Origin of the sequence: Pseudomonas alliivorans, assembly GCF_017826695.1 — a bacterium.
In the GTDB taxonomy this organism is placed as follows: Bacteria; Pseudomonadota; Gammaproteobacteria; order Pseudomonadales; family Pseudomonadaceae; genus Aquipseudomonas; species Aquipseudomonas alliivorans.
In genome coordinates, this window is record NZ_JAFFZW010000001.1 from 913,803 (window position 1) to 939,828 (window position 26,026).

General features: G+C 61.1%; 25 protein-coding genes. 11 read left to right on the plus strand and 14 right to left on the minus strand.

What is annotated here, in order from left to right; genetic code table 11:
• Window positions 1–229 precede the first annotated feature (229 nt).
• The 3 genes from glcC to hppD all read left to right on the plus strand — a co-directional run bounded on the left by glcC (window position 230) and on the right by hppD (window position 2,976).
• Window positions 230–997 carry a transcriptional regulator GlcC gene (glcC, locus tag JTJ32_RS04050; RefSeq protein ID WP_099228404.1) on the plus strand — a complete coding sequence of 256 codons (768 nt, stop codon included), beginning with the start codon at window positions 230–232 and terminating at the stop codon, window positions 995–997.
• 124 nt (window positions 998–1,121) lie between these two features.
• Window positions 1,122–1,757, plus strand: coding sequence for a maleylacetoacetate isomerase (gene maiA / locus JTJ32_RS04055; protein WP_210041002.1), 636 nt, complete (start codon window positions 1,122–1,124; stop codon window positions 1,755–1,757).
• A 142-nt stretch (window positions 1,758–1,899) separates the two neighbouring features.
• Complete coding sequence (hppD, locus tag JTJ32_RS04060) at window positions 1,900–2,976, plus strand: 4-hydroxyphenylpyruvate dioxygenase (RefSeq protein WP_184319889.1); 1,077 nt, start codon at window positions 1,900–1,902, stop codon at window positions 2,974–2,976.
• Window positions 2,977–3,016: 40 nt separating this feature from the next.
• Here the strand turns inward: hppD and JTJ32_RS04065 are convergent, their stop codons facing one another.
• Window positions 3,017–3,805, minus strand: a complete 789-nt coding sequence (locus JTJ32_RS04065) for an IclR family transcriptional regulator (protein ID WP_210041004.1) — start codon at window positions 3,803–3,805, stop codon at window positions 3,017–3,019.
• Window positions 3,806–3,948: 143 nt separating this feature from the next.
• Between JTJ32_RS04065 and hmgA the strand changes: the two genes are divergently transcribed.
• Complete coding sequence (gene hmgA, locus JTJ32_RS04070) at window positions 3,949–5,253, plus strand: homogentisate 1,2-dioxygenase (RefSeq protein ID WP_099228408.1); 1,305 nt, start codon at window positions 3,949–3,951, stop codon at window positions 5,251–5,253.
• Window positions 5,253–6,539 (plus strand): fumarylacetoacetase, encoded by a 1,287-nt coding sequence (gene fahA / locus JTJ32_RS04075; protein WP_099228409.1) that lies wholly within the window; start codon window positions 5,253–5,255, stop codon window positions 6,537–6,539. Before hmgA ends, fahA begins: the two co-directional genes overlap by 1 nt.
• 15 nt (window positions 6,540–6,554) lie before the next feature.
• Here fahA and JTJ32_RS04080 read toward each other — a convergent pair whose 3' ends face one another.
• Complete coding sequence (locus JTJ32_RS04080; RefSeq protein WP_184319901.1) at window positions 6,555–8,018, minus strand: N-acyl-D-amino-acid deacylase family protein; 1,464 nt, start codon at window positions 8,016–8,018, stop codon at window positions 6,555–6,557.
• A gap of 30 nt (window positions 8,019–8,048) precedes the next feature.
• Window positions 8,049–8,669: a TetR/AcrR family transcriptional regulator gene (locus JTJ32_RS04085; protein ID WP_184319904.1), complete on the minus strand. Its 621-nt coding sequence runs from the start codon at window positions 8,667–8,669 to the stop codon at window positions 8,049–8,051.
• 220 nt (window positions 8,670–8,889) lie between these two features.
• Here JTJ32_RS04085 and JTJ32_RS04090 point away from each other — a divergent pair, with 220 nt between their 5' ends.
• The 3 genes from JTJ32_RS04090 to JTJ32_RS04100 all read left to right on the plus strand — a co-directional run bounded on the left by JTJ32_RS04090 (window position 8,890) and on the right by JTJ32_RS04100 (window position 12,334).
• Window positions 8,890–9,993, plus strand: coding sequence for an MBL fold metallo-hydrolase (locus JTJ32_RS04090; RefSeq protein ID WP_210041006.1), 1,104 nt, complete (start codon window positions 8,890–8,892; stop codon window positions 9,991–9,993).
• Window positions 9,994–10,101: 108 nt separating this feature from the next.
• On the plus strand, window positions 10,102–11,331 hold the full coding sequence (locus tag JTJ32_RS04095; RefSeq protein WP_210041008.1) for a cyanate transporter: 1,230 nt from the start codon (window positions 10,102–10,104) through the stop codon (window positions 11,329–11,331).
• Window positions 11,332–11,398: 67 nt separating this feature from the next.
• Window positions 11,399–12,334: a LysR family transcriptional regulator gene (locus JTJ32_RS04100; RefSeq protein ID WP_099228414.1), complete on the plus strand. Its 936-nt coding sequence runs from the start codon at window positions 11,399–11,401 to the stop codon at window positions 12,332–12,334.
• On the opposite strand, the gene JTJ32_RS04105 is transcribed toward JTJ32_RS04100, so the two are convergent.
• The 3 genes from JTJ32_RS04105 to JTJ32_RS04115 form a co-directional block, all read right to left on the minus strand.
• A complete protein-coding gene (locus JTJ32_RS04105; protein WP_099228415.1) occupies window positions 12,335–12,475 on the minus strand; it encodes a hypothetical protein in 141 nt (46 codons plus the stop codon).
• Window positions 12,476–12,589: 114 nt separating this feature from the next.
• Window positions 12,590–13,267, minus strand: a complete 678-nt coding sequence (locus JTJ32_RS04110; protein ID WP_099228416.1) for a type 1 glutamine amidotransferase domain-containing protein — start codon at window positions 13,265–13,267, stop codon at window positions 12,590–12,592.
• 165 nt (window positions 13,268–13,432) lie between these two features.
• A complete protein-coding gene (locus tag JTJ32_RS04115) occupies window positions 13,433–14,647 on the minus strand; it encodes an aldose 1-epimerase family protein (protein WP_099228417.1) in 1,215 nt (404 codons plus the stop codon).
• Window positions 14,648–14,858: 211 nt separating this feature from the next.
• Between JTJ32_RS04115 and JTJ32_RS04120 the strand changes: the two genes are divergently transcribed.
• Window positions 14,859–15,452, plus strand: a complete 594-nt coding sequence (locus tag JTJ32_RS04120) for an NAD(P)H-dependent oxidoreductase (protein WP_099228418.1) — start codon at window positions 14,859–14,861, stop codon at window positions 15,450–15,452.
• A 17-nt stretch (window positions 15,453–15,469) separates the two neighbouring features.
• On the opposite strand, the gene JTJ32_RS04125 is transcribed toward JTJ32_RS04120, so the two are convergent.
• Window positions 15,470–15,769, minus strand: a complete 300-nt coding sequence (locus tag JTJ32_RS04125; protein WP_210041010.1) for a DUF7693 family protein — start codon at window positions 15,767–15,769, stop codon at window positions 15,470–15,472.
• Window positions 15,770–15,826: 57 nt separating this feature from the next.
• Complete coding sequence (locus JTJ32_RS04130; protein ID WP_210041011.1) at window positions 15,827–16,759, minus strand: hypothetical protein; 933 nt, start codon at window positions 16,757–16,759, stop codon at window positions 15,827–15,829.
• A 145-nt stretch (window positions 16,760–16,904) separates the two neighbouring features.
• On the opposite strand from JTJ32_RS04130, the gene JTJ32_RS04135 reads away from it, so the two are divergent.
• Window positions 16,905–17,819: a LysR family transcriptional regulator gene (locus JTJ32_RS04135; RefSeq protein ID WP_122409998.1), complete on the plus strand. Its 915-nt coding sequence runs from the start codon at window positions 16,905–16,907 to the stop codon at window positions 17,817–17,819.
• Here JTJ32_RS04135 and JTJ32_RS04140 read toward each other — a convergent pair.
• Window positions 17,779–18,975: a TDT family transporter gene (locus JTJ32_RS04140; RefSeq protein ID WP_210041013.1), complete on the minus strand. Its 1,197-nt coding sequence runs from the start codon at window positions 18,973–18,975 to the stop codon at window positions 17,779–17,781. The two genes, JTJ32_RS04135 and JTJ32_RS04140, sit on opposite strands and share 41 nt — an antisense overlap.
• A 126-nt stretch (window positions 18,976–19,101) precedes the next feature.
• Here JTJ32_RS04140 and JTJ32_RS04145 point away from each other — a divergent pair, with 126 nt between their 5' ends.
• Entirely contained in the window at window positions 19,102–19,998 is an 897-nt protein-coding gene (locus JTJ32_RS04145) for a LysR family transcriptional regulator (protein WP_210041015.1), read from the plus strand.
• Window positions 19,999–20,049: 51 nt separating this feature from the next.
• On the opposite strand, the gene JTJ32_RS04150 is transcribed toward JTJ32_RS04145, so the two are convergent.
• Genes JTJ32_RS04150 through JTJ32_RS04170 form a run of 5 tightly spaced genes read right to left on the minus strand, consistent with a single transcriptional unit; the run spans window position 20,050 to window position 26,026 of the window.
• On the minus strand, window positions 20,050–21,471 hold the full coding sequence (locus JTJ32_RS04150) for a lipid II flippase MurJ (protein WP_210041018.1): 1,422 nt from the start codon (window positions 21,469–21,471) through the stop codon (window positions 20,050–20,052).
• A gap of 14 nt (window positions 21,472–21,485) precedes the next feature.
• Window positions 21,486–22,307: an acyltransferase gene (locus JTJ32_RS04155; protein WP_210041019.1), complete on the minus strand. Its 822-nt coding sequence runs from the start codon at window positions 22,305–22,307 to the stop codon at window positions 21,486–21,488.
• Window positions 22,304–23,719 carry an O-antigen ligase family protein gene (locus JTJ32_RS04160; RefSeq protein WP_099228426.1) on the minus strand — a complete coding sequence of 472 codons (1,416 nt, stop codon included), beginning with the start codon at window positions 23,717–23,719 and terminating at the stop codon, window positions 22,304–22,306. Before JTJ32_RS04160 ends, JTJ32_RS04155 begins: the two co-directional genes overlap by 4 nt.
• On the minus strand, window positions 23,719–24,819 hold the full coding sequence (locus tag JTJ32_RS04165) for a glycosyltransferase family 4 protein (RefSeq protein ID WP_210041021.1): 1,101 nt from the start codon (window positions 24,817–24,819) through the stop codon (window positions 23,719–23,721). The genes JTJ32_RS04160 and JTJ32_RS04165 overlap by 1 nt, the downstream gene beginning before the upstream one ends.
• Window positions 24,803–26,026 (minus strand): glycosyltransferase family 4 protein, encoded by a 1,224-nt coding sequence (locus JTJ32_RS04170; RefSeq protein ID WP_210041023.1) that lies wholly within the window; start codon window positions 26,024–26,026, stop codon window positions 24,803–24,805. Before JTJ32_RS04170 ends, JTJ32_RS04165 begins: the two co-directional genes overlap by 17 nt.

Genomic DNA, 26,026 nt, shown 5'->3' on the forward strand with positions numbered 1-26,026 from the left:
AGCGGTTGACTTGCATCATTGGTGCTGTGAGCCGTAGTGTCTACGAGGAAACGGGCTGGTCGAACCAGTTTTTAAGCAGTGGTTTTCAGGCGCTTTTTTTTTAGTCATTTTAAATCAACACCTTATTTTGTATTTGAACGGATGCTTCGTCGGTCGGTTTTACTGGTCATACCAGTTGCCTTGCCCGCGCCTCCTACAGAAAAGGCAGCGTTTATCCAGCGGAGACCTCATGAACAACGAATCCACCCCAAGACCCGCCCAGGTTGCAGACGTGGTCTGCGAGCGGATAGAGCGGCTGATTGTCGATGGCGTGCTGAAGGTCGGGCAGTTACTGCCCTCCGAGCGGCGTCTGACCGAAAAGCTCGGCGTGTCGCGAACGGCATTGCGCGAAGGTCTCAAACTGTTGCGGGCGCGGGGCATCATTGAAACGAGGCAAGGCAAGGGGTCATTCGTCGCGCGGATGGATGCCGATCAGCACTCCTCGCCGCTTATGCATCTGTTCGGCTCGCAACCGCGCACGCTTTACGATCTGTTCGAGGTGCGCAGCCTGCTGGAAGGTGAGTCCGCGCGGCTGGCAGCGTTGCGTGGCACCGATGCGGACTTCGTGCTGATTACCCGCAGCTACGATGCACTGGTCGCCGCGCAAGGCAGTGACCTGTCGGCCGGCGAGCATGCGCGTCTTGATCACGCTTTTCATCTGGCCATCTGCGAAGCCTCGCACAACCCGGTGCTGGTGCAGACCCTGCGTTCACTGACCGATCTACTGCTTAACACGGTGTTTGCCTCGGTCAACAACCTGTATCACCGCGAGCCGCAGAAGCGCCAGATCGACCGCCAGCATGCCCGCCTGTACAACGCCGTTACCGGTCGTCTTCCGGAACAGGCGCGCAAGGCCGCGCTGGCGCACATTCAAAGCGTCAGCGACAACCTGCGCGAGATTGAAAACGAAGAGCAAAGGCTGGTCCGTGCGACGCTGCGGCTGGAGGGCTGGGCCTGACATGAAAAAGACGTGTGTTGACATGTGTTCAGTGATCACGCAGTTTACGCATTACGTAAATCAATTACGAAGACGCACACAATAACAACAGGCAACGCCAGGTGCGTTCCAGCAGGTGACTTCGGTGGATCTCTTCACTTATTACCGTTCGACGTCCAGCTATCGGGTGCGCATTGCGCTGGCCCTCAAGGGGCTTGAGCCTGCGGTAATCCCGGTCAATCTGATTCGCGACGGCGGTGAGCAGCACACGCCTGGATACCGCGCGATCAATCCGCAGGGCAGGGTGCCCGCGTTGCGTCTGGACGACAGTGACGTGATTACTCAATCGCCGGCCATTATCGAATACCTGGAAGAACGCTATCCGACGCCCTCCCTGCTGGGCGGTGACCTGACCCTGCGTGCCCGGCAGCGTGCGGTCGCCGCGATCATCGCGTGCGATATCCACCCGTTGCACAACGTGTCGGTGCTCAACCGGTTGCGCGGCCTTGGCCATGATGAACAGGTCGTTTCGGACTGGATCGGCCACTGGATCAGCGAAGGCTTCAATGCGGTGGAGCAACTGATCGAAGGCGATGTTTTCTGTTTTGGCGACACGCCCGGCATCGCCGATGTGTACCTGCTGCCCCAGTTGTATGCGGCGCGTCGCTTCAATGTCTGCCTCGACGCCTGGCTCAGGATTCGCCGTGTGGAGCAGCGAGCCTTGCAGCATCCGGCCTTTTTACAGGCCCACCCTGATGCACAATCGGACAAGCCGGAGTAGGCTGGCCTTATGAAGATTCTTGGACTGCAACTGATTTTCGGAGACTTCCTCGCCCGTAGCGTGCGAGGGATCCCGTGTGCGCCACCCGCAGGAAAGTGACGGCAATTTTTCCGATTACCCACTTACCTGCAAGGAGCCAGACATGGCTGATCTCTACGAAAACCCGATGGGCCTGATGGGCTTTGAATTCATCGAATTTGCCTCGCCGACCCCCAACACCCTCGAACCTGTGTTCGAGATCATGGGCTTCACCAAGGTGGCGACCCACCGCTCCAAGGATGTGACGCTGTATCGCCAGGGCGCTATTAACATCATTCTCAACAACGAGCCGCACAGCCTCGCGTCGTACTTCGCGGCCGAGCATGGCCCTTCGGTGTGCGGCATGGCGTTCCGGGTCAAGGATGCGCAGAAGGCCTACAGCCGCGCGCTGGAACTTGGCGCGCAGCCGCTGGAAATCGCCACCGGACCGATGGAGCTGCGTCTGCCGGCGATCAAGGGCATCGGCGGTGCGCCGCTGTACCTGATCGACCGGTTTGGCGAAGGCACTTCGATCTATGACATCGACTTCAACTTTATCGAAGGTGTGGACCGTCATCCGGTCGGCGCGGGCCTGAAATTCATCGATCACCTTACGCACAACGTCTATCGGGGGCGCATGGCGTATTGGGCGAATTTCTACGAGAAGCTGTTCAATTTCCGCGAAATTCGCTACTTCGACATCAAGGGCGAATACACCGGGCTGACCTCAAAGGCCATGACCGCGCCCGATGGCATGATCCGCATCCCGCTGAACGAGGAATCATCCAAGGGCGCGGGACAGATCGAAGAGTTTCTGATGCAGTTCAACGGCGAAGGCATCCAGCACGTGGCGTTCTTCACCGATGACCTGATCAAGACCTGGGATGCGCTGAAGGCTATCGGCATGCGCTTCATGACCGCGCCGCCGGATACCTATTACGAGATGCTTCAAGGCCGTCTGCCAAACCACGGTGAACCCGAGGACGAGCTGAAAGCCCGTGGCATTCTGCTCGACGGCTCGTCCGACGGTGGTGAGCGTCGTCTGCTGTTGCAGATTTTCTCTGAAACCCTGATGGGGCCGGTGTTCTTCGAGTTTATCCAGCGCAAGGGTGATGACGGATTCGGTGAAGGCAACTTCAAGGCGCTGTTCGAATCCATCGAGCGGGACCAGATCAAGCGTGGCGTACTGACCGCCGATTGATGACGTTGTTGCCCGGCGCGGTCAGCGCCGGGCATTGCCTTCAACCTGGCATCGTGCCGCCCATGCGTTTGCTGATGGCCGTTGCCGTTTCCAGCAGGCGAGCGGCCGCCGTACCTTGTGCCTGATCGGTCAGTATCGAGCCCGGACCGACCACTGTGATGACCCCGACCAACTTGTTGCCCATGGCAAACAGCGGGCAGGAAGCCGCGTTGATGCCGGGCATCAGCAGACCCTGGATTTGATGCACGCCTGCTGTGCGGATCTCCTGCAAGTGCCGATCGACTTCCTTCAATTGAGCAGCGTTCAGCTGGGGCGTTTCCTGTTGGCGCAGGGGCGCTGTTTCGGCAGTTGCCAGAAAGCTTTCGAACACCATGCCGGTGGAAGAACTGAGCAACGGCAGTACCGACCCGATCTGCGTAACCAGCGTCACCGCACCCGCTGACGGCTCAACGTAGACCACGGTCGGCCCTTTGTTGCCCCACACCGCCAGAAAGCAGGTCTGATTCAGTTCGTCGCGCAGGTTCGCGAGCCAGGGCGCGGCGATTTTAAGCACATCCAGTTTGCCCAGTGACGCCAGTCCGACCTGCAACGCTTCGCGGCCCAGGCCGTAGTGGCTGGTCACGGCATCCTGTTCGGCAAAGCCGCTGGCGACCAGCGCCTGCAGGTAGCGATGAACCTTGGCGGCGGGCATGCCCAGGTGTTCAGCCAGTTTTGACAGCGGTGTGGCAGGTGAGAGTTCGGCGAGGGCCTTGAGCACGCCAAGGCCCACTTCGGCAGCCTGGACCTTCTGTTGGCGTCCGTTGGGCGGACTATCGGTCTCTTGGGTCATGTGGAGTACGCCGGTCTGGAAAGGCAGCTTTATAGCTTGACCGGCCCGTAAACTCAAATTACGTTATGCGTAATCGCTTTACGTTTCCAGTTGTGTTTTCAGTCACGTTTCAGTCGCTTGACCCATAACAACAAGAGGTCCAGATGCCTGCCCACTTCCCGCAACAGCCATTAGTCTATCAAACCGGCTTCGGCAATCAGTTCAGCAGCGAAGCACTGCCCGGCGCGTTGCCCCTCGGACAGAACTCGCCACAGAAGCCCCCTTTGGGCCTGTACGCCGAGCAGTTATCCGGCACGGCCTTCACTGTGGCGCGTAATGAAGCGCGACGCAGTTGGCTCTATCGCATCAAACCGTCTGCCGCCCATCCGGCCTATCAACGCATGACACGACAGATTGCCGGAGTCGGTCAGGGGGCGATCACGCCTAACCGCCTGCGCTGGAATGCGTTCGATATTCCGACTGAACCCACCGACTTCCTCGACGGCCTGATCGCTCTTGCCAGTACGTCGGCGGCAGAGCAGGCCGAAGGCGTCAGTGTGTACGTGTATGCGGCCAACGCGTCGATGCAGCGAGTGTTCTTCAGCGCTGACGGGGAATGGCTGATCGTGCCGCAACAAGGTCGCTTGCGACTGGTCACCGAACTGGGGCTGCTGGATATCGAGCCGCAGGAAATCGCCGTGCTGCCGCGCGGCATGAAGTTCAGCATACAACTGCTCGACGGCGATGCGCGTGGTTATGTGTGCGAGAACCACGGGTGTGCGTTACGCCTGCCTGATCTTGGGCCTATCGGCAGCAACGGTCTGGCCAATCCACGGGACTTCATGGCGCCGGTCGCCTGGTTCGAGGAGCGCGACGAACCCGTGGAACAGGTGCAGAAATTTCTCGGCGAACTCTGGACCACGCAACTGGATCACTCGCCGTTCGACGTGGTCGGCTGGCACGGCAACAATGTGCCCTATAAGTATGATCTGCGCCGTTTCAATACCATCGGTACCGTCAGCTTCGATCATCCCGATCCGTCGATTTTCACAGTGCTGACCTCGCCAGGCGCCATTCATGGTCAGGCCAACGTCGACTTCGTGATCTTTCCGCCACGCTGGATGGTGGCGGAAAACACCTTCCGCCCGCCCTGGTTTCATCGCAACCTGATGAACGAATTCATGGGCCTGATCGAAGGTGCCTACGACGCCAAGGCCGAAGGCTTCATGCCCGGCGGCGCTTCGCTGCATAACTGCATGAGCGCGCACGGACCCGATAACGTCACGGCGGAAAAAGCCACCGCCGCCGAGCTCAAACCGCACAAGATCGAGAACACCATGGCGTTCATGTTCGAGACCGGCAGGGTCTTGCGCCCCAGTCGCCATGCGCTGGAATGTCCGCAACGACAGACCGATTACGACGCCTGCTGGAACGGCATGGCCAAGACCTTCCACAAGGAAATGCCCTGATGACTACCGCTTTGAACCGCCGCAGTTGGGTGGCGTCTGCCAATGGCCACGCTGATTTCCCTTTGCAGAACCTGCCACTGGGCGTGTTCAGCCACGGCGACTCCGGGCCGCGTGGCGGCGTGGCCATCGGCGACCGTATTCTTGATCTGCAGGCTGCCGTTCAGGCCGGTGTTTTCGTCGGTGCCGCAGCCGAGGTTGCCGCAATCGCCAGTCGCGATCAGCTCAACGATTTCTTTGCCCTCGGCGCAGATGCCCGTCGCACCTTGCGCACAGCGCTGCTGCATTGGCTGGATGAAGCCACTGCGCCTCAAGCCAACGCCGGGCAACTGCTGTTGCCGATGAGCGACTGCCAAATGCACTTGCCCGCCAGGGTGGGCGATTACACCGATTTCTATGTCGGGATTCATCATGCACTGAACGTCGGCAAGCTGTTCCGGCCCGACAATCCGCTGCTGCCCAATTACAAATACGTGCCCATCGGCTATCACGGCCGGGCTTCGACACTCTGCACCTCGGGCACACCGATCAAACGCCCCAATGGCCAGACCCTTGCGGCAGGCCAGGACGCTCCGACCTTCGGACCCTGCAAGCGCCTGGATTACGAGCTGGAGCTGGGCGTCTGGATCGGCCCGGGCAATGCGCAGGGCGAGGCCATCGGGATCGGGCAGGCGAGCGAACACATCGCCGGTTTCTGTCTGCTCAATGACTGGTCGGCACGCGACATTCAAGCCTGGGAGTACCAGCCGCTGGGTCCTTTCCTGTCCAAAAGCTTTGCGACCACGATTTCTCCCTGGGTGGTGACAGCGGAAGCGCTGGAGCCTTTCCGCAGCGCCCAGCCAGCTCGTCCCGAAGGCGATCCTCAGCCGTTGCCGTATCTGCTCGATCAGGCGGATCAGCAGGTCGGCGCACTGGACATCCAGCTCGAAGTCCTGTTGCTGACGGCGAAGATGAAAGCTGCTGGCGCTCAGGCACACCGGCTTGCCGTGAGCAGTTCATTGAACATGTACTGGACCGTGGCCCAGATGGTGGCGCACCACAGCGTCAATGGTTGCAAGTTGCAGCCGGGTGATCTGTTCGGGACCGGCACCTTGTCCGGCCCGCAGCCGGGACAGTTCGGCAGTCTTCTGGAGATGACTGAAGGCGGGAAACAGGTGGTGACCCTGCCCAATGGCGAGGAACGACGCTTTCTGGAACACGGCGACGAAGTGATTCTGCGTGCGCGTTGTCATCGCGAGGGGCAGGTGTCGATCGGCTTCGGCGAGTGCAGCGGCATCATCGTCGGCTGACGGTTGTGCCAGTGGTCAACCCGCGTTGAAACCGCCCACCCCCGAATCGGTGCGGGGCAGAAACTGTCCCCATCGTTCGGTCTGCCCGGCGCCGTCGGCGTAGCTCAAGCGGCCGTTGACCCAGACGCGCTCGATGCCCTCGGCGGCGCGTTGCGGGTCCTTGAAATCGGCGATGTCCCTGATGCGCTGCGGGTCGAACAACACCAGATCCGCCCAGTGGCCTTCACGTATCAAACCGCGCTGATGCAACCCGAAGCGCGCGGCCGAAAGCCCGGTCATCTTGTGTACGGCCGTGTGCAGCTCGAACAATTTGCGGTCTCGACTGAAATGCCCCAGCACCCTGGGAAACGCACCCCACAGACGCGGATGAGGGAAGGGATCTTCCGGCAGGCCGTCAGAGCCGATCATGGTCAGCGGATGGCTTAGGATGCGTTCCACATCAGCCTCGTCCATCCCGTAATACACTGCGCCCGCAGGCTGCAACCGGCGTGCGGTTTCCTCCAGAGAGAGATTCCAGTCGGCGGCGATGTCCGTCAGGTCGCGCCCGCCCTGATCCGGGTGCGGTGTGGACCAGGTGATGGTGATCCGGAACGCATCGGTCACCTGCTTGAGGTCCAGCGTCGAAGAGCTGGCCGCATAGGGATAACAGTCACAGCCCACCGGATGACTCGACGCTGCGTTTTCCAGCGCGGATAACAGGTGTGGACTGCGGCCCCAATTGCCTGCGCCTGCGCATTTCAGGTGTGAGACAACCACCGGCACCTGTGCATGACGTCCAATGCGAAACGCCTCGTCCATGGCTTCCAGCACCGGCTCGAATTCGCTGCGCAGATGCGTGGTGTAAACCGCGCCGGCCACCGTCAGTTCTTCGGCCAGTTGCATGACTTCGTCGGTCTCGGCGTGGAAGGCCGATGCGTAAGCCAGTCCGGTGGACAGCCCCAGCGCGCCGTCTGCAAGGCTGTCGCGCAACTGTTCGCGCATGGCGCTGATCTCGACCGCGCTGGCGGTGCGCAGCAGGTCCTTCATGTGGTTGCTGCGCAGGGCCGTGTGACCGATCAGAGCGGCAACATTCACGGCTGGTCGGGCGGCCTGCACGGCGGCACGATAATCGGCAAAGCGCGGGTAGACGAATTCGCGGGCTGAACCGAGCAGGTTCATCGGGTCGGGAGGATCGCCGGCCAGGCTGACCGGTGAAGCGCTGATGCCACAATTGCCGACAATGACGGTGGTGACGCCCTGACTGATCTTGGGCAGCATCTCTGGCTTGCGAATCACCACGGTGTCGTCGTGGGTGTGCACGTCGATGAATCCGGGGGCCAGGACGAGACCATGGGCGTTGATGTCTTCGGCTGCACAGATGTCGTGCAGCGCGCCGATGCGCAGGATGCGTCCGTCATGGATGGCCACATCGGTGCGGTAGCCGGGCGCGTCGCTGCCGTCGATCACATACGCATCACGGATCAGAAGGTCATACACCATGTCAGCCTCCGGGGTGCTTTTGGCTGCCCATCAGGACTCGATCGGCTTCTCGTACCAGCCAAGAAACAGGTTCAGGGCTGACTCGACCACTTCGTCCTGTTTCTCGGGGCTGAGCAGAGCGGCGCTGAGCGTCACCTGCGGCCAGAACGCGAACGACTTGAGCAGTGCGTGCATTTGCGTGGCGGCAAAGCCCGGATCGACCGGCTTGAGACGTCCGTCCTTCTGTGCGGCGCGAATCCAGGCGCTGAAGGTTTCCTCACGTTCGTTGATGCGCGCGAGCCAGACCTGAGCACGCTCGGGGGAATGGATGGTTGCACCGACCACGACCCGGGCGAGGTCCAGGAAACTGCTGTCATTAAGCGTGCGCATCTTGCCCCACAGCAGGTCCCTCAGTTGTTCGCGCAGACCGACATCGGCGTGATACACCACGTCTGATTGCGGGGGAGAGCAGCTCCAGAGACGCTGGAGTATCTCGGCAAAGAGCTCTTCCTTGCTGGGAAAGTGGTTATAGACTGTGCGCTTGGAAACCTCGGCGCGCGCGGCGATGCGGTCCATGCTGGTGACCTCGAAACCACGGTCACCGAACTCGGCAATGGCTGCCAGGACGATGGCTTCGCGTTTCTGATCGGTAAGGCGCATGGGGGCTGTCATAGGCTCGCTTCAAACGTGCGTTTAGAGAAAATTACACTCGGCAGTTTACTTGTAGCGGAGGATCATGCAAGCTTAAAACTACACCGTGTAGTGTAATGCACTGTTACACACTTAAAGCGATGTTGTCGATGCCACATGCTTGACATCAGAATCCTGCAACGTAATCGCAGACCACTTTTGCACGGCTGAGCCTCAACCTGTCCCAGGGAGTCAGCAAACCATGGCCACGACCCACCAGAAAACGGATGTCTCTTCACTGCCCGTCCTGTCTCGTCACGAGGGGCGTTATCGTAATCATGCGCCGATGAAACCGTTCAGCCTCGTTCGAACGCTGGGCATTTTCTGGGATCAGGTGTTCAACAAACCCAAGGACACCCGTCCGGCAGGCGAGGTGCCGGTTCAGCCGCTGTCCCGTCAGCAACTGCTGGCCGCGCCCGACAACACGGTTTACCGACTCGGGCACTCCACCGTTCTGCTGAAACTGCGCAACCGCTTCTTTTTGACCGATCCGGTGTTTGCCGAGCGGGCGTCGCCGGTGCAGTGGGCCGGGCCGCAACGCTTTCATCAGCCGCCGATCAGCCTGGAAGACCTGCCGCCCATCACCGCAGTGGTTCTCTCGCACAACCACTACGATCACCTGGACCGTATGGCGATCAAGGCGTTGATGGCGAAGACCGAGCACTTCATCGCGCCGCTGGGCGTGGGCGATACGTTGATCGAGTGGGGTGTGCCGACGCACAAGGTGCGGCAACTGGACTGGTGGCAGTCCACAGACGTTGAGGGCATTGAATTCGTCGCCACGCCGTCCCAGCATTTCTCGGGCCGCACCTTGCGCGACAGCAACCAGACGTTGTGGGCGTCCTGGGTGATGATCAACGACCGGCAGCGGATCTTCTTCAGCGGCGACAGCGGTTACTTCGATGGTTTCAAGACTATTGGCGAGCAATACGGCCCGTTCGACCTGACCCTGATGGAAACCGGTGCCTACAACGTTGAATGGCCTCAGGTGCACATGCAGCCTGAGGAAACGCTGCAGGCGCACCTCGACCTGCGTGGTCGTTGGCTGCTGCCGATCCACAACGGCACCTTCGACCTGTCGATGCACGCCTGGCACGAGCCGTTCGACCGGATTCTGGCCCTGGCCTGGGAGCAGAACGTGACCATCACCACACCCATGATGGGCCAGCCGTTCTACATGGATTATCCCTGCCGCGGCATGACCTGGTGGATGAGCGTCGATGAGGTCGCCACCCCTGAAACCGAGTCTGAAGCCAGGTTTGAAGGCCAGGGCGCAGCCTGCAGTCGCCGTCGCCAGAGCGCTTGAGTTTCAAAGGGTTCGAACTGATTTATCGATAGGGCTGCCTGTTTTTTGATTTGCCGCCTGTCACCCGGCCCGGCCTAATCATCTCTTCTCTGAAAGGATGATAATGATATGCAAGGTGCTCGCGGGTCAGCTTCTCAAGGTGTCTGGTTGATGGTCGCCATCGTGTTGGTGGCCTTGAATCTGCGCCCCTCGATGGCAGCGGTCGGTCCATTGTTGTCGGCGATCCGGGTGGATATTTCGCTGGGCTTCGGCATGGCGTCACTGCTGACCATGCTGCCGGTCATGGCCATGGGGCTGGCGATGTTCGTCGGCATGGGCATCGCCGCTCGTGTCGGTTCGTACCGGACCATCACGATCTCGCTGGCGCTGATCGGCGTAGCGACCCTGGCCCGGCTGTTTCTCGACTCGGCGGTTGAACTGATTTTCAGTGCCGTGCTGGCCGGGCTGGGTATCGCGATGATCCAGGCGTTGATGCCTGCGCTGATCAAGTCACGCTTCAAAGACAATGTTTCGTTGTGCATGGGGCTGTACGTCACGGCGATCATGGGCGGCGCAGCGATTGCCGCGTCCTTCAGCCCACTGATGCTGAGTCTCAGCGGTAATTGGCGGTTCGGCCTGGCGATCTGGGCTGCGCTGGCGCTGCTGGCCTTGTGTTTCTGGGCCTTTCAGCGAAACGCATTCCAGAGCAGCGGATCGTCCGCCGCGCCCCGCAAACATGCGTTTTCGCGGATGCCCAGGGCCTGGATGCTGGGCGTCTTCTTTGGTCTGGGCACGGCGTCCTACACCTGCGCGCTGGCCTGGCTGGCACCGTATTACCTTGAAAATGGCTGGAGCGAGCAGGACGCCGGACTGCTGTTGGGCTTCATGACCCTGATGGAAGTGGTGTCGGGTCTGGTGACACCGGCGCTGGCCAACCGCAGCCGCGACAAGCGTCTGGTGTTGGCGACGCTGTTGGGGTTGATCATGGCGGGCTTCGTCGGTCTTATCTTGATGCCGCAGCAATTGAGCCTGCTGTGGACCGGCTTGCTGGGTCTGGGCATCGGCGGTCTTTTCCCCATGAGCCTGATCGTGTCCATGGACCATTACGATGATCCGCAGCAGGCAGGCAGCCTGACTGCATTCGTCCAGGGCGTGGGTTATCTGATCGCTGGCCTGTCGCCGTTGCTGGCAGGGGTGATCCGTGACATGACAGGCAGTTTTGCAGGCGCGTGGTGGTCGTTGATCGGGCTGGTCGCCGTAATGCTTTTGATGGTCGTGCGCCTCGATCCACGGCACTATGCCCGGCACCTGCACGATTCGACAGGGCATGCCGGTATCGCTGACGGGAAGACGGCGTGATTGCGTTTTGATGTTATCTTGTGGGTGCTGATCCGGTCCTTGATCGCAGTGCCAACGAGATGACTCGATGCTCAACAGTAATGCCCTCAGAAAGCTGGACATGCAGGACCTGATGATCTTCGTCTCGGTCTTCGAACAGCGCAACCTGACGCTGGTCTCGGAGGCGCTGAATGTCAGCCAGTCCACGGTCAGCTACTGCCTCAAGAAGCTGCGGGCCAACTTCGAGGATGACCTGTTCATCAGCACCCGCAACGGCATGCGACCCACGCGCAAGGCCATCGCCATGCTCGGTCACGTGCAGCAGATACTGCTCAAGGTCAACCTCTGCCATGACGGGTTGAACCTGTTCGACCCGAGCAGCGGGCAAACCACCTTCACGGTCTGCGCACCTGAATACTTTGAGCTGCTGGTGCTGCCGCATCTGTTGCGCGGCTTCGTCGCTGCGGGCTTTTCGGTTGCGGTCAATGTTCAGAAACTGGACAGGCACCTGCCGGTCGAGCGGCTCGCCGACGGTCGTTTCGATCTGGCACTGTGTTTCGGGCCGGGGTTTCACAGGGTGCCTGACAGTCTGATTGCCCAAGTGCTGCTGGAAGACGATCTGGTCTGTGTGATGGACAGCCAGTCGGCACCGCTGAGCGCGCAGATCGACCTCGACACGTTTACCGAACGGCATCACGTCTACCCGACGCCGTGGACGTCCGATACCAACATGATCGATGGCTGGCTGCAGACCAAGGGCCTTGAGCGTCACATCGTGGCGCGGGCCAACAGTTACCGGGCAGCTCTGCAGTTGCTGGAGGGGACGAATTTCATTCTGGTGCTGCCACGGCGTATCCAGACACTGTTGTGCAACGAGCCTTGGGTAGCGGTTTACGAGCTGCCGCCTGACCTGCCGGGCTTCAGCCTGGACATGGTGTGGAGCGCTCATGCCGATCAGGACGAAGCCAATGGCTGGTTCCGCGAACAGGTGGTCAAGGTGTGTGCCGAGCAGGGGCTGCTCTGATCAGCGGTCTTTCTGCGGATCAGGCTCGGTTGCCGGCCGTGGCTGCTCGCCCTTTTCATTGAGCTGCTTGTTCTTCTCGCCCACTTTGCCGGCGTTTTCCGGCTTGTGATCGAGGTCTTCGCGTTCTGATTCCTGGTTCATGACCTGCCTCCAACTAGATGGACTCTCTGGGTATTGGTCAACGTGGCGCGCCCAAGATTCGATTTATCGTGATGACGACCCGGCAACCGCACAGGCAGTGCCGGATCTGTCTGATCAGCTCAGCAGGGTAATCAGATCCTTGGCCGTCTGAGCCGAACTGGCCGGGTTCTGGCCGGTCACCAGCTTGCCGTCGGTCAGAACATGGACGCCCCAGTCATCGGTCTTCGAATAGTCGCCGCCCAGTTCCTTGAGCATGTCCTCAACCAGAAAAGGTACGACATCGGTCAGGCCAACGCCTTCTTCTTCGCTGTTGGTGAAGCCGGTGACGCGACGACCCTTGACCAGCGGCTCGCCGTTTTCCGCGCGGACCTTGCGCAGCACGCCGGGCGCATGGCAAACCAGCGCGTGGGGTTTGTCGGCCCTGGCGAAGGCTTCGATCAGGGCGATGGACTTTGGATCTTCCGCCAGGTCCCACAGTGGGCCATGGCCGCCCGGGTAGAACACGGCGTCGAAGTCGTCGGCCTTTACGTCAGCCAGGCGGCCCGTATTGGCGAGCGCCTGCTGCGCGGCAGAGTCTTCACGAAAACGCTGGGTTTCGGCGGTCTGTGCGTCTTCCTCATCGCTCTTGGGGTCCAGCGGTGGCTGTCCACCTGCAGGCGATACCAGCGTGACTTCGGCGCCGGCGTCCTTGAAGACGTAGTAGGGCGCCGCGAATTCCTCGAGCCAGAAACCGGTTTTCTTGCCGGTGTCGCCCAGTTGGTCATGTGAAGTCAGAACCATCAGGATTTTCATGAGTGTGCTCGTCGTTGAAGGAGTGAGAAGGTGTAGACAGACGAAAACGTCAAGTGTTGTGCGCAATGCTGAACGTGAATGAAACAAGGCCGGATTCGACATCAATGCGTCGAGATCCGGCCTTGTCATGCAGCAACGATGACCGCCTGTGTCAGGCGCGAGCGATCATTCCTTGGTCAGGTCCACCAGCGGCTCCTGACGCACTTCGGTGTCTCGGCCGTCCTGAATCGTCTTGATCTGGCCCAGTGCCTTGTCGACGGCGCCCTTGTCCGCCAGCAGGCTGTAGCTGATCTGGAACTGGCGCTGCTCCTTCGGCGCAATGGTCGGCACCAGATTCAGCGGACGCTGGAAGCGGCGGTTGTAGGAAAAGCTGGTGCCAGGCTCCAGACCCGTCACATAGCCCTGGCCCTTGGTGTCAGTGTTTTTCCACAGAGAGAACACTGGCAATTGTTGGGTATTGAAACCTACCGCCACGCCCAGGCTGCCTGCTTTGTTGTGCAGCACAGTGACAGTATCGCCCTTGGCATCGCCGTACGGCACGATGTTGTAGACAGTTTCGTCGTAGTCCGGAGTCGGCCCGCGGTAGGTCTGCCAGTCGCCCAGATCACCCTTGGCCTTTTCGTTGAACGGCGACACCTGCTTGACCGGCGCTTCGAAGCGCGCGCCCTGTTCCAGAAACGGCGTGCTGAAGTTGCTGTGGTACAGCGCCTGATATTCCTTCGGATAGTCGCCGTTGTTGGTGAGCGTGTCGTTCAGCGAGAAGCGGGTGCTGCCTGGCTCGGTGACCAGTTCGGTCTGCACCGAGAAGTCGACCTTCTTGAACGCCTGCTCCTTGAGTTCGCCCTTGAGGCGGATCGCGTAAGGCGGCTTCTCGTCAATGTGCAGCGTCACCTTGCTGGCCGGGATATTGGCGGCGCGACCGTGCAGGGTCAGCAATTCGCCATTGTCCATGCCTGGGTGGCCGACCCATTCGTAGCCGCAACGGGTAACCAGTTCATTGAACCCTTCCAGCCAGCCCAGCCCGCCGCGACCATTGAGTTCGATGAACGCCGGGTTGACCACATCCTTGACCGGCGAGTCCCAGCCCATGCGCACATCGCCAACCGAAGCCTGCAGCACGTTCATGCCGCGCGTCGGCACAACCGAGAGCTTCATGGTGCCATTGTCGATATCGATGATGCTCACGCCTTCCTGGCGACCGCCATGCAGGGTGCGCAGGGTAACGGTGAACGGCTTGTCGGTCTTGACGCCCAGTTGCTTGCTGGTGATCTGCTGGTTCTGCGCAGCCTTGTCGGTGTCGAGCAGAACGTAGTCCCAGGCAAAGGCGCTGGACGCAAGGGAAAGGGCGCTGAGGCCTGCCAGCAGGGGAAGGGTTTTCATGATGGTTTGTCCTTTTGACTTATTGGAATTATGGGTGTGCTGGACTGGATTAAACGTTTCAGCAGTCAGCGGAGTCTAGCCAAAGTCGTGGACGCTGTGGAGCAGAATTTAGCCGTATTCGTGCACACACGCTGCAGATTTGCCCAGAAGCGCTATTTTGCTTTGTCAGGTACATAAGGTAGTGCCGACTGTCCATCATCAGGAGATTCATGTGCACGCGCTTATCATCGTTGCCCATTACGACCCTGCATCGCTCAGTCAGAGCGTCGCTCGCCATGTTGCGGAGGGGGTTTCACAGACTGGCGCCGGCCACAGCGCCGAGATCGTCGATCTGTTTGCCGAAGGCTTCAAACCCGTGTTCACCGCAGATGATCACAGGGTACATCGCGAACAGGCCCGGCCACCCGCCGACGTGCTCGCCGAACAGGCACGGATCGACCGTGCCGACGCATTGGTGCTGGTGTATCCGATTTATTGGTGGTCGATGCCGGCTCTAATGAAAGGCTGGATCGACCGGGTATTCATCAGCGGCTGGGCATTCGACTTCAGCCCTGACGCAGGTCTGGTGAAAAAGCTCGGGCACATGAAGGTGCACCTTGTCGGGGTGGGCGGTGCCGACGCAGGCACTTACGAAAGACACGGTTACGAACAGGCCATCAAGACCCAGATCGACCACGGCATCTTTGGCTACTGCGGCGCGCCTGTTCTGCAATCAGCGTTGTTGCTGGATTCCGAGACCGCGGACCCTGCCGTCACGCTGGCGAGGGCGCTTGAGCTGGGGCGCGGGGTGTTTTCTCAGGCGTGACGCGGCAGGAATCGTGATCAATCCATCTGACTCAGCAGGCCCTCGATCTGCGCCTGCTCCCATTCGCTGAGCAGGCTTACCGGGTCGGTGCGTGGCCAGTCTTCGGCGGTTCCTTGCTGGCCGTCTGCACTCAGGCAATGCAGGCAACCCGTCACGCGACTGCCCGAGATTTCCAGCGTCAGGCGCCAGCCTTCAATGTCGATCCTGATCGGATTCGACTCGCAATCATCGAGGCGGCGCAACGAACGAACACCCAGCGCTGCCTCTTTCAAGCGTTGATAGACCTCACGGGCGCTCAGGGTTGAAGTGGATCTCATGGGTGTCCGCGATCAGGCTGAAAAGGGCGACCAGCATAAAAGCCGGTCGTCCTGCTGTCACTCGGCGGGTGTTTCATCGGGCCGGATTGCACCGAACAGCGTTTCGACTTCAGGCTGCGTCTGGTTGATAGCGCCCAACTGCCGAATCAGTTCGGCCTGACGACTGCCCCGTATACCGGCTGTGGTCATGGCCCCGTCACGTACGTAGGTGTAGACGCCGCTGACGCCAAACGGGGTGATGTGGCTGACGTGGGCACTGATGCCATGGGTGAGTGCCTTGAAGCGTTCGCTGGCATAGCAGGTGCGCCGGGCCCAGGCGGATTCGAAGGTCAGTTCCATGAACACGATGTTCAGGCGAGACTCGCTGGCGTAATGAGCGACGTCCGGGGCAGGGGGCGCGGGCTGGTCGTTGTCGTAGGGTTCTGCAAGGTGCAGGCGCAGTTTGAGTACGTCGTCCAGACCGGCCAGATCGCGGGCCAGGGTGTCGATGGCCTGGCGCGCGACGGCAAGGTTGTCGGGATTCAGATGAAAGTGCAGGTGCAGGCGATCCAGTGTCGAGGTTTCGTTGGGGGACGGGTCGGGCAGGCGATCCATCAGCGTGCTGGAACCGTCCGGCACATCATAGGCCAGGGTCTCCTCGAACATGTTCTGCTCATCGGAAAACAGAATCGAGCTGGCTTTCTGGAAGCGCTGCTGGTCTTCGGCCGACAGAAAGCCGATCTCCACGCCGCCATCCAGCACGTAGCCTTCCAGTGGCTTGACGCCTTCGATGATCGGCCACAGATGAGCGTCCTGTTCGCGGGACAGGTGGTGTTGCACGTACCAGCCAAGGCCATCGAGACGTGCGCACAAAGGACCGTGCACGTCACGCCAGTAAGTGGCGAAGAGCTCGTGGGGCACGCCGGGCCTGCGCAGCACCGTGGTGTAGGTATTGATGACGATGCGCTGGTCGCGCGCGCCGTGGTTGTCGGCGAAGTTTGAGGTGTGCATGAGTAGGCTCTGCGCTGAAGTGTCTGAATGAGGCGCTCCGGCGGCCGCTTTAGTTCAAGGAATATGCCCGGCGGGTGACCATTCGCAGCCTGCCTCGGCGGACCAGTCGCGCTATCATCGGCGCACCTTGCCAGCGGATAGCCTTATGCAGTTGCCCGATCTGAACCTGTTGATCGCCCTTGATGCCTTGCTCGATGAAGGCAGCGTCGTGGGCGCGGCGCGGCGCATGCACCTGAGCCCGGCGGCCATGAGTCGCACACTGACGCGGATTCGTGAAGCCACCGGCGATCCTGTGCTGGTACGTGCCGGACGCGGGCTGGTGCCTACGCCGCGTGCGCTGGCCATGCAGGCGCAGGTGCGCGAACTGGTCGAACAGGCCGCTCAGGTGTTTCAGGCCCGCGATGAAGTGGACATGAGCACCCTGGAGCGCTGCTTCAATGTGCGCTCCAACGACGTGTTCTTCGGCTCGTTCGGGGCGCGTGTGCTGGAGGCGATCCGCGTCGGTGCGCCAGGATGCACCCTGCGCTTCGTGCCCGAAGGAGCCGACGACGATGATGCGTTGCGTGAAGGGCGGATCGATCTGTACATCTCGTCACGGCTCAATTTCGGTCCGGAGATCAAGATACAGAACCTGTTCAACACCCGCTTCTGCGGTCTTGCGCGTGAAGGGCATCCCATCTTCGACGGGCCGATCACACCCGAGCGATTCGCCGGGTTCGATCACGTCAGCGTGTCTCGCAGGGGGCGTGCTCGCGGGCCGATCGATCCGGCACTGGCAGAGCTGGGCCTTGAACGGCGCATCGCGCTCATTACACCGCATTTTCACTCGGCGATTTTCGGGGTCGCCGAGTCCGATCTGATCCTGTCGTTGCCCGAGCCAGTGCTTTGGGGCCTGAAGCAGCTGGGCCTCAAGATGCGTGCCTTCGCCATTCCCCTGGCGCTGGAAACCGTGTCGGTCAACCAGGCCTGGCACCCGCGCTTCGACAAGGACCCGGCGCACCGCTGGCTGCGCCAGACCCTTAAAGAGGTGTGTTCGGTGCCTCGGCAGATGGACCTTTAGCGCGGCTGTTCTGGCAAGTGGCAATGCAAGGTGAAACGAACAGATGACCTTGCCATGCGCCTGCCACCGTTCGGGTTGCAACCAGCGTCCACATCAGCACCAGCAGGGCGACCAGCACCATGCCGAAACGGTCGAAGAAGCCCAGTTGCAGGGTTGACCCCAGTTTCAGCGTGGCCAGCGCATATACCCCAAGTGGAAAGGTGAAGGCCCACCAGCCCAGATTGAACTCGATACCGGCCTTGAAATAACGCAGCGTGATCAACGCAGCCAGCGCCATCCACCACAGGCCGAGGCCCCAGAACAGCGTGCCGACAATCACGCCGATACCTGCGGCCACCTCGCCGACCGACGCCAGTCCGTGCGCGACGAACACCTGAGGTGCTTCGCTGCCCATCACCAGCATGCCCAGCGCGCCCGTTCCGATGGGGCCCAGCGCCAGCCAGCTTGAGGCGGCCATGCTTTCATGAGGCAGTTTGTGCAACGCCAGGCGCAGCAACAGGATCACCAGAATGCTCAGCGCCACCGGCACCGAGTAGGCCCACAGCACGTAGCTGGTGATCAGCACGGTGAATTGCGAGGCGGTGTCGATGAGGTGCGGGGTCAGCAGGCCGCCGCAGGCAGCGGCAACTTCTGCTGCGACCACGGGCAACAGCCAGACAGCGGTCATCTTTTCGATGCTGTGCTCCTGGCGTGTGAACATCATGAACGGGATCAACACACCGCAGGCCATGGCCATCGCCACATCCAGCCACCACAGGGCTTCTGCCACTGGGATCACCCCGTCACCCCAGCGCTTGGGTCCGAACACCACGAGACCGCTTATGATCGTCGCCAGGCCCATGGGGATCGTGCCGAAGAACATCGACACCGTCGAATGCCCGAACACCTGCCGCGCCTCATCGAAGAACAGCAGCCAGCGGCTGGCGTACATGACGCTGAACAGCACGAACAGGCCGATGTTGAAGAGCCACAGGACTTCGCCCACATTGCGCAGCAATGCCATGTCGCCGGGCAGTTGAGCAAGCGCCAGCGATAAAACCCCTGTGCCCATGGTTACCGCGAACCAGTTGGGGGTGAATTGCCTGACAGCTTCGCGCGGGCTCGATAGCGAGGCGAGGGGAGCAATGCCCTCTATGACGGTTGCAAGCCTGCTCATGACGTTCTCCTGCGGGCAGCGATGGTTGACCGGCGCAGTCTACGGGTGTGCGAACAATTCTCTAAACGGGTAATCTCGATTCCCGTTACCTGTTATTCAGGTAGATAAGTCTACGGGAGTCATCGTTTGAAACTTAACCTGCGGCAGTTGCAAATCTTCTGCGCCGTTACTCAGCACGGCAGCACCATTGGCGCAGGCCTTGCCGTGTCACTTTCGCAATCGGCGACCAGTGCCGCCTTGAACGAGCTGGAAAGCGCGCTGGGTACCCGGCTTTTCGATAGGGTCGGCAAGCGGCTTGTTCTGAACGACAACGGACATGCATTGCTGCCCCAGGCCAGGCAGATACTGGAAAGTGCCCAGCAGATCGAAGACAGCTTTCTGTTGCCCGATGCCGGTCTGAATACCCGGTTACGGATCGGCTGCAGCAGCACCATCGCCAATTATGTTTTGCCGCAGATCGTTGCGGCGCTGCGTACCTCGGCGCCTTCCTTGCGGGTGGACATGGACATCGGCAACAGCGCTCTGATTGCTCGCAAGGTGGCGCAATTCGAGATCGACATGGGGATGATCGAGGCGCCGTGTCATCTGCCCGAACTGATCGCTGAACCCTGGCTGGTCGATGAAATGGTCATCGTTGCCGGACGTGATCACCCGCTGGCTGTGCAGAAGCAGGTGTCGCTGAGTGACCTGCAACACGCCGAGTGGCTGCTGCGCGAGCCAGGGTCGGGGACGCGTGGCGAGGTGGAGCATCTATTACTCAGGCACCTCCATGACCTTGAAGACATGCGTCAGATGGGCAGCTCGGAAGCGATCAAACGCACCCTGGCTCAAGGGATCGGCATCAGTTGTCTGTCCCGCCGGGTAGTGGCTGACCTGTTGGCGAGCGGAGAGCTGCAGTTGCTCAACAGCCCCTTGCCACCGCTGACCCGCCGGTTCTTCCTGATCCGTCATCGCGACAAGTTTGTCTCGACCCGTCTGCAGCGGTTCAGCGAACAATGCAGGGAGTCGGCGGGTGAGGCGTGAGAGGAAAACCCGCCTCCAACGGACAGGCGTTTGCCACGCAACAGCGCTGCTTCAGGCCTGATCAATCACAACTCGCCACGGCTTCAGCCACAGCGCCAACCCCACCAGCAACAGCGCGCCATAGGTGCAGCTAAGCCCCAGCTGCAGCCAGGTATCCTGCAACGGATGCAGCATCAGCGCAGCCACGGTCATCAGCCCTGCGGCCAGCAGCCAGTGGCTGCGCCACGGAAGAACGCTCATCAGCGACTGGCGGCGCATCAGCAGCAGGCCGGTCACCAGTGCGCCGCCCAGCGCGGCGATGGCGATGCCGGTCAAACCGAACATAAGCGGCAACAGGCCCAGCAACACGGCGTTGCACAGGCTGCCGATCAGCTCACAGTTGAGCGGCAGGCGCGTGTCTCCGGCAGCATAGGCGTAACGCGCCAACAAGGCATTCCAGGCGCCGAACATCAGTGGCACGGCAAACCACGCGAGCAAGCCCGGCAGCGGACCGTCGTGGGTCTGGTTGGGCAACAGCAGAACTACCAGTGCGCCCGCTGCGCCGATCAGGCCCGTGACGGCAGGCAGGGTCAGCAGTGTCGCGCTGCCCAGTCCCCGTTTCAGCAACGTCAGCCGTTGATCGCCCGCGCTGCCGCTCATCAATCCCAGCAACACCTGATTCAGGCTCATCAAGGCGATCAACGGCAGGTTGATGAGCTTGCGCGCCAGATTGACCCAGGTCACAGCCCCTTCACCCAGCAGCGATGCAACCATGCGCTCCAGCAGCGCCAGGCCCTGACTGGCCAGATTACTGCTCAACAGCGGCCCGATGCGTTGCAACAGTTCACGCACCACGCCCGATTCAGCCTTCCACTGCCAGGGTCGCCAGCCCGAGCGATACAGGCTCGGCAACAGCACGGCCGGCATCAGCAGGCTGCCCGACACGCAGGCGCCGGCCAGTCCCGTGGGGGTGGCGGCATGGCCGAGAGTGGCGAGATAGATTACCGGCGGCAGGTTGAACAGCAATGACCCCAGCCCTGCCAGCACAAATCGCGAGCGCGCCTGCAACGGCACACAGAGCAGACCGTGCAGCATGAAACCCGGCGCGCACCAGGCCAGCCAGCGCAGACCACTGCTTGCCTGGGCGTAGCCGTCTGCATCCAGACCCGGTCCGATCAGGCGCACCAGCAGACCGGCACCCACCACCAGCAGCGCGCTGAGCAGGACGCCAGCCAGTGTCAGGCGGGGCACCATTGCGCCCAGCCAGCGTTGTTGCCCGTCCGCTGAGCGTTGTTGATACAGGGGAAGGGCGGCGGCGCTGAGCAGCCCGGCGGCCAGCGACATGCGCAGGGCTTCCGGCAGAAACATCGACACCAGAAACGCATCGCTTTGCCCGCCGGCGCCCCAGGCGGCAACCAGCAGCCACTCGCGGGCGAAGCCAGCCGCCAGTCCAGTGAGGGTGGCCAGGGTCAGCCACAATGTCGAACCCAACATGGTCGTCGTTTCTGTCAGTGAAACAGAGTGAACAGGCCTTTGCCGCCCACCTTGTAGTTGAGATTGCGCGCTCGCTCGCCTTTGATTTCAGCATTCGGACCGCTGACGATGGCGTAGGGCGGCACCGGCTTGGAGACCACGCTGTTGCCGCCGACCACGGCGCCTTCGCCAATGTCAGCCCCGAACGACAGCAAGGCGCGGCTGCAGATCCACGCGTAGTCCCTGATGAACACCGGACCGCCGACGGCCCAGAATTCAGGCTCGTTGAGGTCATGTCCGCCGGCGATGATCAGCACGTGGGAAGCGATGGTGACGTGATCACCGATCACCAGACCGCCCCGTGCATCCAATTGGCAATGCCAGCCCACCGTGGTGTCGCTGCCGATGCGCAGGCTGTCCACGCCCAGCACTTCGGTATTGCGCCACACCGTCGAACCCTTGCCGATCTTCGCGCCACCCATGCGCAACCAGAGCAGACGCAGGGTGTGACTGGGGATCTTGCAGATCAGGATGTTGTACATCTGTTCCCAAGTGCGCAGCATCCGGTCACGCAGGGTCGGCCAGTTGATGCCGTACAGCGGGATCAGTGCGCCGAGGGTTTCGCTGGCCAGCAGGCGATAAAAACGTCGAGCCAGCGGCGGCTCGATTCTGGGTTCGATGTTCAGGTAGCAGATGAACGACAGGGTGGTGTCCTTGATGCGCGTCTCGAAGCACACTTCGTTGTGCAGCATCCATTGATAGGTGGATTGCAGCTCTTCAAGCGGCACACCCATCTTGCGTGCGTAATCAGGCAATGCGTCGCGCAGATTGTGCGAGTGCATCATGCGATGTTTCATGTGGCGGCTCCCTGCTCGGGTAAGGCGACGGGGGATGGTTGCGGTCTGGCGGCTACGGCACGCAGGCGTCTGCTTTCATGCAGGCTGATGCCGATGAACAGCCAGAACAGCGCGACCAGGACGCTGGTAAAACTGAAATAGTGGTCGAACAGGCCGCTGCACAACGCAGCCAGTACACCGCTCATGCAGCCAAGGTTGATGGCGTTTTCCGGTGTCAGCACGATCCTGCCAACGGGCGGACGCACTTCCTTCCACCAACTGACCGTGATGGCGATGAACAGCAGCATGCCCGGCAGGCCCATCTTGTAGATAAAGTTCAGCCACAGGTTGGAGATCCCGAAGTCGGTGTAACCGAGTACCGGCGGGTCGGTCTTGAAACCGATCCCGAACGGGAAGGTGGCCATTGCATCCGGGAAGTGGCTGTACTCCAGAAAGCGAATCGCGGTGCTGGTGTCGTCATCGGAAAACAGGCCCATCAGGCGTTCCTGAAGCGGCGGGTAGAACATCATCAGTACCACGCCTGCCGCCGCACCGCCCATCAGTATCCTCCCCAGATGCGGAATGCGTCGGCGGGTCATCCACAGCATGACGACAACCAGACTCACCAGCGCGCCGCGTGATCCGGTCAGCAACAGCCCGAGGGCACCCAGCGCCGCGACCGACAGACCCAGTGCACGGGCGGAGCCTGTGCGGGTCATGCCGAAACAGAACGCCAGCGGCAACAGCATCGCCAGTGCGCCGCCGGCCACGTTGGGGTGCATCCATGGCGAGCCCATGCGGCTGGACAGCGACAGCAAGGCCTCACCCAGCACATCGGCACCGCTGTAGCCCATCACCCTGAGGATGGGCGTGATGCTCAGGGCCGAACCGCTGAAGACATAGATCGGGATCGACAGCAGCAACAGCATCAGCGTGCCGCCGAGCAAAGCGATGACAAGCTTTTCCAGCGTCTGCAGGTCCACCAGCAGGCGCGGCACCAGAAACAGGACCGACAGGTTGAACAGCCAGCGCACCCAGTTGATCGGACCGTTACCTTCAGCCACCACGGTCAATTCGCCGATCAGGAACGGGAACGCGCTGAACATCATCAGCGCTACCAGCAACCGTTCGGTGCGCAGCATTTTCGGAATCCGGGCCTGTTGCTGGATCACGGCCTGCAGCAGGTAACTGCCCCAGGTCAGCATGATCAAGGCTTCGGACACCGTGGTGCGGATGCCGATCTGTACGGTGGAGTAGGGAATGAACGTCGCGATCACCCCAAACAGCAGCAGCCCGCGTACCGGACGTCTGATGATGGTGATGACCGAAGCAGCACCGACAGCCGCCAGCAACACGAACGGCACCGGCAGCATCCAGATCATCACGCCGAACAGCAGACTGAAAAACAGTCCTATGGGCATGGCCATCGGCATCAGCGAAGCTCCTCAAGCGTGGCATGCACCTGCTTGCAGAACGCGTCGAGGTTGTAGCGGGCTGCCCAGTCTTTCGATACCGCCGGATCTTCTGCGGGGGCGTTCGACAGCGCGCCCATCAGGTGAATCAGGCCAGCGCTGTCGGTGGGCGAAAAATGCGGGCTGTCGGGCGGCGAGATTTCATCCAGCGACGAGCCGGTCGCAACGGCCACGCGGGTGCCGACGCTCAGCGCCTCGATAACCGGCAGGCCGAATCCTTCACACAGCGACGGTTGCCACAGACGATCCGCGTCGCGGTAGACGGCATGCAGCTCGGCATCGCTCAGGCCGGTCAATACATGCAGGCCCTGAAGCTGACGCTGGGCCTCGGTCAGCGGTTCGTCACCGCCGACCAGCACCAGATCCGGTGTGTCCACGAATTGCATGCGCGCCGTTTGCCAGGCATCGACGAACCATCTGATGTTCTTGCGCGGCTCCCGGGTACCTACGCACAGCCAATAGCGCTGCGGCAGTCTCAATGAACGGATATCGGCCGCTTCACCTTTGAAACCCTCGACGAGCAGCGGCACGATGCGAATCTTGTTCCGCGCGTTGGGAAAAAGACGCAAGACTTCGCTCGCCGTGTAGCTCGACGGCAGCCAGACCTGATCGGCAACCCGGATCGAGTGGGCAATCGAGAGGTAGTCAGTCAGGCGATAGACACGGGCCTTGAGGCGCGATCCATGGTTGTTCTGCTGAGTGATCTGAAACACATCGTGCAGCTGCAGCACGTAACGCAGGCCCTCCGGTTTACGACCCAGTGGCAGCCCCATATTGATGTTGGCGAAGTAAATCTGGATATCCGCGTCGCGCAAGGCACGCGGCAGGAATAAACCTTCGAAGCGCAGCCGGTCCGGGATCCGGTGTACCGCGTTCAGGGGCGTGGCCCACCGCGGCGCATGGATCAACCGCCGGATCGGATGGTCGTAAGGGGCCACGCCGAACAGTTGCAATTGAACGTCGGGATGAGCGCGAAACGCTTCTTCGAGCGCGAAGTTCTGGCGGCCGATGCCGCTGACGGGGTAACCGGCTGCTGCGCGGTAATCAAGTCCTATACGCATGAGCGCGATCCTTGCCTGTGTGCGTGAGTCGGGTGTAGATGACTTCCAGTTGTGACGCCGATACTGACCAGTCGTGGTGAGAGCGCACGTAAACGCGCGCGGCTTCGCCGATTCTGTCCAGGCATGTGGGCTTGTCGATGTTGTCGATGATCAAGTCCGCCAGCCCCGCGGCCTCTTCGCTGCCCAGATAATGCTCACCGTTGTTGACCGCCAGCCCCGAGACGCCCTGGCTGGTGGTGATGATGGGCAATCCGGCGGCCATCGATTCCAGTGTTTTGAGTTTCGAGCCGCCGCCCTGGCGCAGCGGGGCGAAAAAGATCGCTGTGGTGGTCTGCAATGCGCGCAGGTCTGGCACGAACCCGAGCCATTCGATGCGTGGATCCGGCCAGCGCTCGCGCCACGACTCAGGCATCGCAAAACCGCCGATGGCAAAGCGTACGTCGGGCGATCTGGTCCAGACCTGGGGCATGATCTCGTCCAGCGCCCATTCGATGGCGTCGATGTTGGGACCGTATTCGTAATTGCCGATGTACAGCAGCCGACGGCTCGTGCGGTCGGCATGGACGCTGGCGTAGTAGCCGCAATCCACACTGTTGACCACGAAAGACGTGGCCTTGCCACTCAGGCGTGAGAGAACTTTGGCATCGTCTTCGGTCACGGCGACCAGTTCACCCGCCTGACGGAAAACGTGGGTCTCCCAGCGGCGATAACGCCAGCGGTCATACACCGCGAACGCGTTGGCCCAGCGTGGTATGCGCTCGTAACTGGCGGCGCCGAGGTCTGATTCGACGTTGTGTTCGGTGAGCACGAACGGTTTGCCCGAGCGCTTGAGCGCCTGCTCGAAAGGCTGGAAGGCATAGGTGTGCTGCAGCTGGATCACGTCCCAGTCTTCAAGCAACAGTTCTTCGAAGACCTTTTCCAGTTTCGGCGCATAACCGTTGACGCTGGCAAGCATTGGCGGTTTGGCCAGCGCGACGGCCAGCAAGGTCTTGAGACTGTGCAGAGGGCGCCGCTCGATAACGATCAGCCGCTCCAGCCAGGGCTCGAGTGCCGAACGGCAGCTGTCATCCAGCGCCATCTTGGATTGCACCAGCAAGGTGATGCGATGGCCGCGTGCGGCCAGGTTGCGCAACAGGTGATATTCCCGGGTCTTGCCGCCACTGGTGGTGGGCCAGGGCAGGTACGGGAGCGTCCAGAGTATCCGCAT